Origin of the sequence: Streptosporangium sp. NPDC049078 (assembly GCF_040648855.1) — a bacterium.
Classification (GTDB): Bacteria; Actinomycetota; Actinomycetes; order Streptosporangiales; family Streptosporangiaceae; genus Streptosporangium.
Window position 1 is genome coordinate 106,758 of sequence record NZ_JBEZEL010000001.1, and the last position, 13,061, is coordinate 119,818.

9 protein-coding genes are annotated in these 13,061 nt (G+C 70.5%); 6 read left to right on the forward strand and 3 right to left on the reverse strand.

Going from position 1 to position 13,061, the window contains the following annotated elements:
* Positions 1-162: 162 nt before the first annotated feature.
* The 3 genes from AB0B90_RS00455 to AB0B90_RS00465 all read right to left on the reverse strand — a co-directional run bounded on the left by AB0B90_RS00455 (position 163) and on the right by AB0B90_RS00465 (position 6,347).
* A complete protein-coding gene (locus AB0B90_RS00455) occupies positions 163-5,043 on the reverse strand; it encodes an NAD-glutamate dehydrogenase (protein ID WP_350946527.1) in 4,881 nt (1,626 codons plus the stop codon).
* Positions 5,044-5,604: 561 nt separating this feature from the next.
* A complete protein-coding gene (locus AB0B90_RS00460; protein ID WP_350946526.1) occupies positions 5,605-5,808 on the reverse strand; it encodes a zf-HC2 domain-containing protein in 204 nt (67 codons plus the stop codon).
* Positions 5,808-6,347 carry a sigma-70 family RNA polymerase sigma factor gene (locus tag AB0B90_RS00465; protein WP_350946525.1) on the reverse strand — a complete coding sequence of 180 codons (540 nt, stop codon included), beginning with the start codon at positions 6,345-6,347 and terminating at the stop codon, positions 5,808-5,810. Before AB0B90_RS00465 ends, AB0B90_RS00460 begins: the two co-directional genes overlap by 1 nt.
* A 159-nt stretch (positions 6,348-6,506) precedes the next feature.
* Here AB0B90_RS00465 and AB0B90_RS00470 point away from each other — a divergent pair, with 159 nt between their 5' ends.
* From AB0B90_RS00470 to AB0B90_RS00495, 6 genes are all read left to right on the forward strand, one after another.
* A complete protein-coding gene (locus AB0B90_RS00470) occupies positions 6,507-6,638 on the forward strand; it encodes a hypothetical protein (RefSeq protein WP_350946524.1) in 132 nt (43 codons plus the stop codon).
* A 15-nt stretch (positions 6,639-6,653) separates the two neighbouring features.
* Positions 6,654-7,325, forward strand: a complete 672-nt coding sequence (locus AB0B90_RS00475; RefSeq protein WP_350946523.1) for a DUF4142 domain-containing protein — start codon at positions 6,654-6,656, stop codon at positions 7,323-7,325.
* 5 nt (positions 7,326-7,330) lie between these two features.
* Positions 7,331-8,821: a DUF1996 domain-containing protein gene (locus AB0B90_RS00480; protein WP_350946619.1), complete on the forward strand. Its 1,491-nt coding sequence runs from the start codon at positions 7,331-7,333 to the stop codon at positions 8,819-8,821.
* Positions 8,822-8,965: 144 nt separating this feature from the next.
* Positions 8,966-9,829 (forward strand): hypothetical protein, encoded by an 864-nt coding sequence (locus AB0B90_RS00485; RefSeq protein WP_350946522.1) that lies wholly within the window; start codon positions 8,966-8,968, stop codon positions 9,827-9,829.
* Positions 9,826-11,283: an NADH-ubiquinone oxidoreductase-F iron-sulfur binding region domain-containing protein gene (locus AB0B90_RS00490; RefSeq protein WP_350946521.1), complete on the forward strand. Its 1,458-nt coding sequence runs from the start codon at positions 9,826-9,828 to the stop codon at positions 11,281-11,283. Before AB0B90_RS00485 ends, AB0B90_RS00490 begins: the two co-directional genes overlap by 4 nt.
* Positions 11,284-11,458: 175 nt before the next feature.
* The gene (locus tag AB0B90_RS00495; RefSeq protein ID WP_362920043.1) at positions 11,459-12,880 is read left to right on the forward strand and encodes an FAD-binding oxidoreductase; all 1,422 of its coding nucleotides are present in this window, start codon (positions 11,459-11,461) and stop codon (positions 12,878-12,880) included.
* The last annotated feature ends 181 nt before the right edge of the window (positions 12,881-13,061 follow it).

The window sequence follows — 13,061 nt, forward strand, 5'->3', positions numbered from 1 at the left end:
GCGAGGTTCACCGAGTTCGTACGGAGCCCGCGGGCCCGGACCGGCCGCGCACCGGCCCGTGCCGCGGGAAACCGGACCCGTCATACCGGGCGACGCGCCTACCGTGTGGCGCGCCGCCCGACCGGACCCCGATGGAGGAGGCCCGGCCGGGCGTCGGGCGGGTCAGGCGCCGGTGTGCGGGAGGTTGATGGTGGCCACCAGCGTGCGGATCGCGCGCAGTGCCACCGAGAGGGTCGCGAGGTCGAAGTTGTCGCTCTCCCAGATCTCCGACAGGGTCTGCCGCGCCCGCGAGACCGCCGCCGAGTTCGCCTCGGTCCAGCGTGCCAGCCGCTCCTCCGGCGACAGTCCGGGGGTGCTGTGCGTCAGGACGCCGTGGGTGAGCGCGGCGTGCGCGGCGTAGAGGTCGTCACGGAGTGCGGCCCGCGCCATGGAGTTCCAGCGGCTGTCCCTGGGCAGCGCGACGACGCGCTCGCGCAGCCTGGAGAGCTGGAGCCGGTCGGCGAGGTCGAAGTAGACCTCGGCGACGTCGTGCACGGGACGGCCGGTGCGTGCGGCCACCTCGACCAGGTCGAACGTGGAGTAGGCGGGCACCATCGCCGCGACGCGCTCGGCCAGCTCGGCCGGGACGCCCCGGGAGACGAAGCCGTCGCGCCGCTCCTCGAACGCGGACAGGTCGACCCCGGTCAGCAGCTTGGGCAGGTGCGGCAGCAGGCCGTTCATCCCCTTGGCGAAGAAGCCGACGGTGGAGGCGAGGTCCAGCGGCGGGCGCCGGTTGCCCAGCAACCAGCGGGTGCCCCGCTCGACGAGCTTGCGGGCCTCCAGCTCCATCGCGATCTGGGTGGGGGTGTCGACCTTGTTGTCCAGCTCCTCGATCTGGCGCCAGAGGTTGGGCATGTCGAAGACCTCGCGCGTGACCAGGTAGGCGCGGGCGATGTCGGGGGTGGACGCGCCGCTCTCCTCGCCGATGCGGAACAGGAAGGTGGTCCCGCTGGAGTTGACCAGGTCGTTCACCACCCCGGTGGTGATGATCTCCCTGCGCAGCGGGTGGGTGTCCATGTAGGTGCGGATCCGGGCGTCGCGCAGCGCGGAGGGGAAGTAGGACACCAGCCAGGAGGCGAGGTAGGGGTCGTCGGGCAGGTCGGAGGCGAGGATCTCGGCGTCGGTCACCAGCTTGGTGTAGGCGAGCAGCACGGAGAACTCCGGCGCGGTCAGCCCGAGCCTGGCCTGACGCCGCTCGGCGAGCATCTTGTCCGACGGCAGGAACTCCAGCTCCCGGTTGAGCAGCCCGGCCCGCTCCAGCCTGCGCAGCTGACGCGAGTGGACGTGCAGCATGTCGGGGGCCTGCTCGCGGGCGGCGGCGAGCACCACGTTCTGGTCGTAGTTGTCGCGCAGGACGAGCTCGGCCACCTCGTCGGTCATGTCGAGGAAGAGCTGGTTACGCTGTTTGTCGGTGAGCTCCCCGTCGCGGACGGCCCGGTCCAGCAGGATCTTGATGTTGACCTCGTGGTCGGAGGTGTCCACCCCGGCGGAGTTGTCGATGAAGTCGGTGTTGACCAGGCCGCCGTTGAGCGCGAACTCTATCCGGGCGAGCTGGGTGAAGCCCAGGTTGCCGCCCTCGCCGATCACCTTGCAGCGCAGTTCGCCGGCGGTGACCCGCAGGCCGTCGTTGGCCTTGTCGCCGACGTCGGCGTTGGACTCGCTCGACGCCCTGACGTAGGTGCCGATGCCGCCGTTCCACAGCAGGTCGACCGGGGCCCGCAGGATGGCGCTGATCAGGTCGGCCGGGGCGAGCGACGTCACGTCGGCGTCGATGCCGAGCGCGGCGCGCGTCTGCGCGGAGACGGGGATCGACTTGGCCGTGCGGGGCCAGACGCCGCCTCCCGCGGAGATGAGCGAGGCGTCGTAGTCCTCCCAGGAACTGCGGGGCAGCGCGAAGAGCCGGGCGCGCTCGGCGTAGCTCACCGCGACGTCGGGCCGGGGGTCGACGAAGATGTGCCGGTGGTCGAACGCGGCGACCAGCCGGATGTGCCGGGAGAGCAGCATGCCGTTGCCGAACACGTCACCGGACATGTCGCCGATTCCGGCGACGGTGAAGTCGGTGTTCTGGATGTCGACGCCGGTCGTGCGGAAGTGGTACTTGACCGACTCCCAGGCGCCCCTCGCGGTGATGCCCATCGCCTTGTGGTCGTAGCCGATCGAGCCGCCGGAGGCGAAGGCGTCGCCCAGCCAGAAGCCGTACTCCTTGGCCACCGCGTTGGCGATGTCGGAGAACGTCGCGGTGCCCTTGTCGGCGGCGACCACCAGGTAGGTGTCGTCGCCGTCGTGCCTGACGACGTCGGCGGGCGGGACCACCTCGCCGTCGACGAGGTTGTCGGTGAGGTCGAGCAGGCCGGAGATGAACATCCGGTAGCAGGCGATGCCCTCGACCAGGGTGTCCTCCCGCGACCCCGACTTCGGCGGATTTTTCACGACGAAGCCACCCTTGGAGCCGGTGGGGACGATGACGGTGTTTTTCACCATCTGCGCCTTCACCAGCCCGAGCACCTCCGTACGGAAGTCCTCCATCCGGTCCGACCAGCGCAGCCCGCCTCGCGCGACCTTGCCGAAGCGCAGGTGCACGCCCTCGACCCTGGGCGAGTAGACGAACACCTCGTACGCGGGCCGGGGCAGCGGCAGCACGCTGATCGACGGCGAGTCGAGCTTCAGGCTGATGTACGGCTTGCGCTCGCCGTCGACCCGCTGGAAGTAGTTGGTCCGCAGGGTGGCCCCGATCATCTCCAGGTAGGCCCGCAGGATCCGGTCCTCGTCCAGCGAGGCCACGTCGTCCAGGGCCGCGAGGATCTCCTCGCGCAGCGCCTCGGACAGGTCGGAGCGGACCTCGGCCGGGCGCCGCGGGTTCAGCCTCGCCTCGAACAGGCGCACCAGCAGCCGGGCGAGCCGCACGTTGCCCGTCAGCACCCGCTCGATGTACTCCTGGCTGAACGCGGTGCCCGCCTGGCGCAGATACCTGGCGTACACGCGCAGGATCTCGACCTGCTCCCAGGTGAGCCCGGCGGCCAGGACGAGGCCGTTGAACCCGTCGTTCTCCACCCGCCCTGCCCATAACGCGCCGAACGCGTCCTGGAAGAGCCGCTTGAACTCATCCCTGTCGACCTCGGGCGAGGGCGTGTAGCGCAGGCCGAAGTCGTAGATCCAGGCGTCCTTGGTCGCCGGGTCCCCGTCGCGGTCGACCTCGTACGGCCGTTCGTCGACCACCTCCACGCCCATCCGTTGGAGCAGCGGCAGCACGTGCGAGAGGTAGACCGGCGCGCCGAGGCGGTAGAGCTTGAAGCGGCGCTCACCCTCCGTCGCGTCGTGCGGCTCGTAGAGGTTCATCTCGATCTCGTCCGAGGAGGCGGCGAGATCCTCCAGGCGGCGCAGGTCGGCGACCGCCATCCGGGCCGGGAAGTCGGCCTTGTAGCCCTCGGGGAACGCCTGGACGTAGCGGCGGACGAGCTTGGAAACCTCGCCCTCGGGGCACAGCTCGGTGATCGCGGAGGCCAGGTCGTCCTCCCAGGACCTGGTGGCCGCGGCGAGCCTCGCCTCCAGCTCCTCGACGTTCACCGTGTCGACGCGCAGCGGCCTGCCACGCTCACCGCGCACGACCACGTGCAGCCTGGCGAGTGCCGACTCTCCGATCATCGCGCTGTAGTCGAAGGTGGTGGCGCCGAGCGTCCTGAGCAGGATGTCCTGCAGCTTGATACGGATCTTGGTGGTGTAGCGGTCGCGCGGCAGGTAGACCAGGCACGAGACGTAGCGGCCGTAGTCGTCCGGACGCAGGAAGACCTTGACCTGTTTGCGCTCGCGGAGCCTGAGCACGCCGAGGGCGATCGGCAGCAGCTGATCCACCGAGGTCTGGAAGAGCTCGTCCCTGGGGAAGGTCTCCAGGATCTCGATGAGATCCTTGCCGTCGTGGCTGTCGGCGGTCAGCCCGGCGAGCACGAGCACCTCGGCCAGCTTGCGCCGGAGCACCGGGACGCGCGAGATCGACTCGCTGTAGGCCACGTGGGTGAAGAGGCCGAGGAAACGCCGCTCGCCGACGACCTCGCCCGAGGCGTCGAAGAGCTTGACGCCCACGTAGTCGAGGTAGGCGGAGCGGTGGACGGTGGCGCGGCTGTTGGCCTTGGTGACGATCAGCATCTGCTGCTTCTCGCGGGCCTTGGCGCGCAGGTCGGGCGGGAGCGCGGCGAAGCTGCCCGAGTCGGCGCTGTCGCCGCGGAGGATGCCCAGCCCCGTCCCGGGGATCGGGTGCAGCCTGTCGCCCTCCTCGCCCTCCTCCAGGCGGTACTCGCGGTAGCCGAGGAAGGTGAAGTGCCCGTCGGCGAGCCAGCGCAGCAGCTCCAGGCTGTCCTCCACCCCCGCAGGGTCGAGGGGCGGCGGGTTGACGGAGACGTCCTCGGCGGTCCGCAGGGCGAGCGCCCGCATCTTGGCGAAGTCCTCGACGGCGCCGCGCACGTCCTCCAGGACGCGCTGCAGGTCGGTCTCGATCGCCTTGAGCGCGGCCTCGTCGTTCTGCCTGTCGATCTCGAAGTGCATCCAGGACTCGGCGAGCACCTGCCCGGTGACGTCCTCCTCGTCGCGGCCGAGCAGCTTGCCCGTCATGTCCCTGCGCACGCGCATCTGCGGGTGGACGATCAGGTGGGTGCCGACGCCGTGCCGGTTGAGCTCCATGGTCACCGAGTCGACGAGGAAGGGCATGTCGTCGGTGACGATCTCCACGACGGAGAACCCGCGGGCCCAGCCCTGCTCCTCGGAGGTGGGGGTGTAGGCGCGCACCAGGGCGCGGCCCTGGGGGCGTTGCTCGGCGAGCCGCCGCTGGACCATCGCCGGGCCGTACACGTCGACCAGGTCGCGGCCGAGCAGGTCCTCGGGGGCGACATGCCGGTAGTAGAGCCGTAGGAAGGCGAGCGCCTCCTCCACGCTCACGTGATCACTGCCCGGTGTGCGCGCGCATGTCTCCGCGGCACTCCTCAGCAGCTCGTCCTTGGCCTCGTCGAGCGGCATGTCGCTCTCACTCCTTTGTGAGGGGTTCTGCATGGTTGGGTGAGACTCCAGGATGGAATCTCATAAGCTCCGCGGAAATGGTGCCCGGCGGAGAGAAAGTGATGTCGCCCGCGCCCTCGGGGATGTGGTGCCCTCGCCCTGCCGCCCGTTTCCGGCCACATTCAGCTCCCCGGCAGCGGGGGCACGAAACGCCCACCACGGGGTGATCGTCTCTTGTTGGGTGATCGGGATCGCGGCCAGGCGCCACGGCTCGTCATGGGAACCGCGGTCTCTCGCCGCTGCCAACGGGGAACGGAAGGGCTCCTGGTCGGAGACGGCGAATTCTCCCCACGAGGTGGCGGTGGGGCAATCATTCCACAGGGTCACCTCGGAAGGGCTACGGCGCAGCCGGGCGAGTCTGGCCTCGCCCCGGACGCCTCGCCCGGCGATCGGGGTCGACCGACCCGCGCTCCGCCCATCGGGCATGGCCCGCGGCACGACACCTCCAGTGGCCGTCTGTCCCGATCCTCGTTGACCGGGACGTACCACCGTTCCTGATATCACCCCAAAAGCAGCTAAACGTCAATGTGGCGTGCGGTCATCGTCCACGACATTGGAGCGGTCCCGCTTCACCGCATCGAGAAATCCGGGAACCTCGCCGAGTTCCCGGAGCTCGACCTGGCACTCCTCGCAGGCCATGAGATGGCGTTGGAACGTCTCGTGATCCTCTTCGTCGAGCACCCCGAGCGCGTACGCCGCCACGTCATGATGCGGGGAGGGCAACATCAGCTCGCGACACCTCTCTCCTTCAAGACCTTTCGGAGAGCCCGGATCCCGTAGTAGAGCCGGGACTTGACCGTACCCGGCGGTATCCCGAGGATTTCCGCCGCCTCGTTAATCGTACGGTCCCGCAGGTAAGTGTGCTCGATGACTTCGCGGTGTTCTGGGGACAGTTCTCGCAGCGCCTCGGCGACGACCATCGCCTCCAGCGCGCGATCGGCCCCGTCGGGAACGGGCACGGCGTTCGCGTCGGCGGGTTCGACCTCCTGTGGTCGGGTGCCTCGTCTACGGCGCCCGTCGATGACGATACGACGGGCGACGGTCAGGAGCCAGGCCCACAGAAGGCCGGGCTCTCGTTGCAACCTCCCTGCGTTACGCCAGGCACGGACGAGCGTCTCCTGGACGACGTCCTCTGCCCACTGCAGATCGTTACCGGTGGCCTTACGCACATGGCGGAGCAGGGGTACACCGAACTCTCGGTACAGATCTTCTACCAGGAGGACATCGGTGTCCGCGCTCTCGAACCGACTGTCGAGTTGACGCACGGGCACATCTTTACACCTTCGTTATCCGTCCCGTCTGCATCTCTGGCAACTCCAGTCATTTCTAACTATCTCATCACTTCTGCTGAACCACCCCGGGCAGTGCCGCGTACCTCCCACCAAGTGCGCCCGCATCGGCGGGCCCCGGGGAAAGGAAACGACATGGCGGTGCGGCACATCCCGTGGCCGGTCGGAACTGTCCTCCTCCTCACGCACCCGGCCCCTCACGGGCCGGGCGGCACGTTCGTCACCGCGCCGGGCGCCGAGAAGGCCCCGGTGGCGGCCGGTATCTGAGAGCGGGGCCGGGCCATGTTCAGATCACTGTTCCGCCGCTTCAAGAACGGCGAACCCCTGCTGTTCGGGGTCTTCATCGCGGTCGCCGCCGTGGCGGTCGTCCTGATCACCCCTCCCGGCGGCGGTGCACTGGCCGATCAGAGCTGGGTCCAGACCCCTCAGGGCCCCCTGGGTCCGGCCGATCGCGACCTGCTGGTCAAGGTCCGCCTGGCCGGGCTCTGGGAGATTCCCAGCGGCCAGCAGGCCCAGCAGCGGGCGGCGAGCAAACGGGTGAAGGAGGTCGGCATGCACCTGATGACCGACCACCTCAAGCTCGACGAGGAGGTCCGCGCCCTCGCGGCCAAACTGAACGTGCCGCTGCCCGACCAGGCCAACGCCGACCAGCAGTCCTGGATGGCGCAGCTGACGGCGGTGAAGGCGGGCGCCGAGTACGACCTCCTGTTCGCCCGGCTGCTGCGGCAGGCCCACGGAAAGGTCTTCGGGGTGGTCGCCGGCGTACGAGCCGGCACCCGCAACGACCTGGTCAGGACATTCGCCCAGCGGGCGGTCGAGGTGGTCATGAAGCACATGACCCTGCTGGAGAGCACCGGGCTGGTCGACTACTCGGACCTGCCCGAGCCTCCGATGCCCGCACCGCCGCCGCCCGCCTCCGCTCTCGACACACCTGTGAGGAGAGAAATCGCTTGAAGATCATGAAACGCTCGATGGCCTCCCTGTCGGCGCTGGTACTGGCCGCCGGCACGCTCACCACCGTCACGTTCACGGTGGCGGTCACGACCCCCGCCTACGGTGATCACTGCGACCCCGCCGAGCAACAGAACCAGAACCGGCAGAACCAGCGAAGTCAGCAGGACCAGGGGCAGCAGAACCAGAATCAGAACCAACAGGATCAGGGCCAGAACCAGAACCAGCCCGCGCAGGACGCCCCTCCGCAGGACCAGCCGGCCCAGGACCAACTTCCACAGGACGCTCCCCCCCAGGACCAGCCCGCTCAAGACCAGCCGGCCCAGAACCAGCCCGCTCAGGATCAGCTCCCTCAGGACCAGCCCGCCGACGCGCCTCCCGCGGGCGGAAGCCTCATCCCGGCCTCCCCCACCGACCCCGCCACCCCCGACGAGTTCGCCGACCAGGAGGCACAGACCCTGGGCGGCGACGGTAACGACGGCAGCGACGCCAATGCCCGCCGCCGGCCGAACCAGGCGCCCACGCAGAACCCCGCCGACACTCCGCCGACCGACGCCCCGCCCGCCGACCCGCCCGCGAACCCGGCACCCGGTGAGACCTCCGCTCCCCCGCCCGGCGGTGAGGAGGCCGAGTGCGCCGACCTCGGGCCGTTCCCCGAGGACTTCATCGACATCCGGCGAGTCCCGCGCAACTTCCAGGACGTCCGGACCCGGCGCGGCGGCTCCGGCGGCGTCTTCACCTCCCAGTGCGGCACGAACAGGAACGGCCACCACAACTCCGACAACTTCATCGTGGCCCCCGGCGTGTCCAACGGCGCCCACCACATCCACGACTACGTCGGCAACCTGTCGACCGACGCCTTCTCCACGGACCAGTCACTGGCCGCCGCGGGCACCACGTGCGCGTTCAACGACCGCTCGACCTACTTCTGGCCGGTCCTTCGCGACCGTACGAGCGACGCCAACGCGAACGACCCGGACGGCAACGTCGGCACCATCATGCGGGCCCGCCAGGTGAGCCTGCAGTTCCGCGGGAACCCGGTCTCCAGGGTGAGCCCGATGCCGCGCTTCATCAGGATGCTCACCGGCGACGCCAAGGCCGCCACCAACGGCGGCGCGAACGCCCTCGCCAAGTGGACCTGCACCGGGTTCACCAACCGGATCACCACCAAGTATCCGCTCTGCCCGCGCGGCAGCCTGCTCGTCCGGATCCTGGACTTCCCCAGCTGCTGGGACGGCCAGAACAACGACAGCGCCAACCACCGCACGCACGTGGTGTTCCCCGACGCGAACGGCGCCTGCCCGTCCGGCACCAGGGCGATCCCACAGCTGCGGATGAGCCTGTTCTACGCCACACCGCGCACCGCGTCCTTCGCGCTGGACGCCTTCCCCGAGCAACGGCACAACCCCGTCACCGACCACGCCGACTTCGCCAACGTGATGCCCGACCGGCTGATGAGGTTCGCGGTCGACTGCATCAACAGGAACCGTCGCTGCTGACGGAACCCCTCCCGGGACCGCCGCTCCCCGTCTCCGCGCCTCTTCCACATCCCGCGGAAACGGGGGGCGGCATCTCGCGATATCAGAGTCCATCCCCCTCGGACGCAGCCGTCGTCCGAGCCGCTTCGCAGACAGGAGCAACAGGTGGGTAACAGACGGACTCCGAGGCACACCCGGTCCGAGGCCGGGATCAGCCTCGACCAGAGGCCCGCCAGGATCGGCCTCGGTGTCACGATCACGGTCTCCGTGGTCGGCCTCCTGATGCTCGGGCGTACGGCGCCCGGCATGGAGGTGGCCGCCGCCGTCCGCGGCGTCTTCTCGTTCTTCTCCGGCGTGATCGCCCTCGTGTCGCTCACCGTGACCGTGGCGCTCGGCCTGCTCTCCGCCGACCGGATCGTGCTGCCCGTCCTGGGCAGGATCCGGTCGCAGCTCGCCCACCGGGCCACCGCCATGGCCGGCATGGGCTTCCTCGCCATCCACGTCACGATGAAGATCATCGAAAGCAGGACGTCTCTCCCCTCCGTCGTGATCCCGCTCTCGGCGAGCGGCCAGGGCCTGTACGTCGGCTTCGGCGCCATCGCCTCCGACCTGATGATCCTCGTCTTCCTCACCGGGGTGGCCCGTGCCAGGTTCGCGGAGAACAGCAGGCCGTGGCTCTGGCGCATGCTGCACGGCTCCGCCTACCTGGCGTGGCCGATGGCGGTCCTGCACGGGCTGACCGCGGGCCGCGCGCCCGCCGAGTGGGTGACCTGGAGCTACGTGGTCTGCCTGGTCGCGGTGGGAGCCGCCCTGCTGATCCGGGTGATCTCCGAACTGCAGCCCAAGCCGATCTTCGTACCCGAGGAGGCGCCGGTGGCGGTGCCCGCCGCGGTGCCGGTCGCAGCGCCGGTCGGGATGGAGACGACCTCGCCCACCAGCCTGACCCCGCCCACGAGCATCGTCGGCCGCATCCCGCGCATCGTCCGTGAGGAGCAGCCGGAGCTTCGCCGTATCGGAGATGTCGGATGATTCCCTACCGTGTCCCACCCGTTCGCCGGCTGGGGCCGGCCAGGCTGACCGCCGGACTCGACGACTGCCGCAGGATGGACCTCGCGGAACACCGCGACATGCACGGCACCGCGCCGAGCATGTCCGGTGAGGAGCTCGCGGCGCTCGCCGACGAGGTGGACATGCGCGGGCGCGGCGGGGCCGCGTTCCCCTTCGCCCGCAAGGTCCGCGCGGTGATGGACAAGAAGGCCGACAAGATCGTCCTGGTCAACGCGGCCGAGGGCGAGCCCGCGAGCAGCAAGGACACGATGCTGCTCACCAGGACCCCCCACCTGGTCATCGAGGGCGCGCTCCTCGCGGCGGACGCGATCGGCGCCAAACAGGTCGTGATCGCGACCGTCGAGGGCGGCATGGGCCAGTCGTCCGTGGCAGCCGCGGTCGAGGAGCGGGGCATCAGTGACCGGGTCCGGGTGGTCGGCATCGTCGAGAGGTTCATCTCCGGCGAGGGCGGCGCCCTGGTCCGTTCGGTGAACGGCCAGGTCGGCGAGCCGCCCGGCCGCAAGGTACGGGCCGTGGAGAGCGGCGTGAACGGGCTGCCCACCCTGCTGTCCAACGCCGAGACGTACGCCCAGCTCGCGGTCCTCGCCACCCTGGGCGCGGAACGGTACGCCGACGTCGGCACGGCACGCGAGCCGGGGACGGTCCTGCTCACCGTGGGCGGCTCGGCCAAGGCCCCCGCCGTGGTCGAGGTCGCGACCGGCACCCCGCTGTACGCGGTCCTGGACGCCTGCCAGGCCTCGACCGGCGACGGGGTGCTGGTCGGCGGCTACCACGGCGCGTGGCTGCACGCGGACGCCGCGGCCGTGGCGACCGTCTCCCGTCAGGGCATCGCGGAGGCGGGCGGCCAGCTCGGCGCCGGGATCATCGTGCCGCTCGGCGGGGAGACCTGCCCGCTGGGCGAGACGGTCAGGGTCGCGAGATACCTCGCCGCCCAGTCGTCGGGGCAGTGCGGCCCATGCCGCCTCGGCCTCCCGGACGTCGCGCAGTCGATGGCCGAGCTCGTGAACGGGTCCGCCTCCGCCCTGGACGAGTTGCGGAGCAGGTCCGCGAGCGTGAAGGGCAGGGGAGCGTGCTTCCACCCCGACGGAACGTCCAGGTTCGTACTGTCGGCACTGGACGCCTTCCCCGAGGACATCGAGGAGCACCTGCTGCGCGGCGGCTGCGGGCGCCCGGTGCACGGTGTGCTCCCCCTGCCCCCGCAGGAGAACGAGCCGGAGGTGAAGCTCACCGTGGACTGGACCCGCTGCCAGGGCCACAGCCTGTGCGCTCAACTCGCCCCCGACCTCGTCCACCTCGACGAGCACGGCTACCCGGTGTTCAGCCGCGACACCGTACCCGCCCAGTTCCGGCGGATGGCCCGCAGGGCCGTCGAGATGTGCCCGGCCCTCGCACTGCGCGTGGTTCAGGGGACGTGATGCGAACGTGATCAACCTGAAGGGCGGTGTGGCCGTCCTTATCAGGCAGGTGACACCGAATCTCGGGAGTAAGAACATGCCGACCCCCCCGGACAGGCGGGCATTCCTTCGAACCGGCGGCCTCGCCGCCCTCACGCTGGGCGCTCAGGGCTTATCCCCCCTGGGCGCCGTCGGCATGAACGGCGCCCAGGCCGACACCACCGCCAAGGGCGCCGCGGGCGCGCCACGGCCCGCCGACTGGCGGGCGCTCGCCGACGGACTGGACGGCAAGCTCATCCGGCCCGGCGACGCCGCGTACCCCGGCGCCAGGAAGCTGTTCAACCCCACCTTCGACGCGATCCGGCCCGCGGGGGTGGCCCTCTGCGCCAACCCCTCCGACGTCGCCGAGTGCGTCGGCTTCGCGCGCCGGTTGAAACTGCCGCTCGCCGTACGCTCCGGCGGCCACTCCTACGCGGGCTGGTCCACCGGGAACGGTCTCGTCCTCGACGTGTCCCGGATGAACAAGGTCGCCCACTCCTCGGGGCGCGCGACCGTCGGGGCGGGCGCCAAGCTGATCGACCTCTACGACAAGCTGGCCGCGAGCGGGGTCAGCGTCCCCGCGGGCACCTGCGCGACGGTCGGGGTGAGCGGGCTGACCCTGGGCGGCGGCATCGGCGTGGTCTCCAGGAAGTACGGGCTGACCTGCGACGTGATGGAGTCGGTCCAGATCGTCACGGCCGACGGACGGCTGCTGACCTGCGACGCGAACCACAACGCCGACCTGTACTGGGCCTCGCGGGGCGGCGGCGGGGGCAACCTCGGCGTGGCGGTCTCCTTCGAGTTCCGCACCCACCCCACCCGTGAGGTCACGGTGTTCTTCCTGCACTGGCCGTGGTCGAAGGCGGTGAAGGCCCTGCGCGCCTGGCAGGCGTGGGCTCCCTCGGCTCCCGACGCCATGTGGTCGGGGATGCACCTGAGCCGCAACGGCGGGACGGACGTGGAGGTCGTCGGGCTCTACCTCGGCGGCAAGGCCGGCTGCGAACGGCTGCTCGACCGGCTCGCCGACGCGGCCGGGTCGCCGTCGTCGAGTTCCGTCACCCAGACCTCCTACCGCCGGGCGATGCTCATCATGGCGGGCTGCGCCTCGCGTTCGGTCGCCGAGTGCCGCCTGCCCGCCACCCTGCCCGGACAGGCCCGGGGCGGGCGGCTGTCCAGGGGCAACTTCACCGCCAGGTCGCACATGGCCTACCGCCCGCTCTCCGAGGCCGGGGCCAAGGCCCTCGTCGCCCAGGTCGCCCGCCCCGGCGAGCACACCGTGCTGCTGGACGCCCTCGGCGGCGCCGTCGCCAGGGTCCGCCCCGACGCCACGGCCTTCCCGCACCGGACCGCCCTCTACAGCGTGCAGTACTACGCCCACCGCCTCGGCGCGAAGGTCTGGACCAGGACCGCGCGCGCGGCGATGCGGCCCCACTTCGGCGACCACGCGTACGTCAACTACGTCGACCCTGAGCTCGGCGGCTGGCGCGCCGCCTACTACGGGGGCAACGCCACCAGGCTCGCCCAGGTCAAGGCCGCCCGTGACCCGGGCCGCCTGTTCCGCCTTCCCCAGGGGATCTGACCCCCGAAGGCCGCGTGACACCGCTCCCGAGCGGCGGCCGCCGTCGTGCGACGCCGCTCCCCGGCAGGCCGGTGCCGCGCGACACCGCTTCCCGGGAGCCAGAGCGGCATGACGCCACTCCTCGGGAGGCCAGAGCGGCATGACGCCACTCCTCGGGAGGCCAGAGCGGCATGACGCCACT

Coding starts and splice junctions, on each gene's coding strand:
- AB0B90_RS00455 (WP_350946527.1), bottom strand. CDS start 5,043: ATGCCGCTCGACGAGGCCAAGGACGAGCTGCTGAGGAGTGCCGCGGAG.
- AB0B90_RS00460 (WP_350946526.1), bottom strand. CDS start 5,808: ATGTTGCCCTCCCCGCATCATGACGTGGCGGCGTACGCGCTCGGGGTG.
- AB0B90_RS00470 (WP_350946524.1), top strand. CDS start 6,507: ATGGCGGTGCGGCACATCCCGTGGCCGGTCGGAACTGTCCTCCTCCTC.
- AB0B90_RS00475 (WP_350946523.1), top strand. CDS start 6,654: ATGTTCAGATCACTGTTCCGCCGCTTCAAGAACGGCGAACCCCTGCTG.
- AB0B90_RS00480 (WP_350946619.1), top strand. CDS start 7,331: ATGAAACGCTCGATGGCCTCCCTGTCGGCGCTGGTACTGGCCGCCGGC.
- AB0B90_RS00490 (WP_350946521.1), top strand. CDS start 9,826: ATGATTCCCTACCGTGTCCCACCCGTTCGCCGGCTGGGGCCGGCCAGG.
- AB0B90_RS00495 (WP_362920043.1), top strand. CDS start 11,459: ATGAACGGCGCCCAGGCCGACACCACCGCCAAGGGCGCCGCGGGCGCG.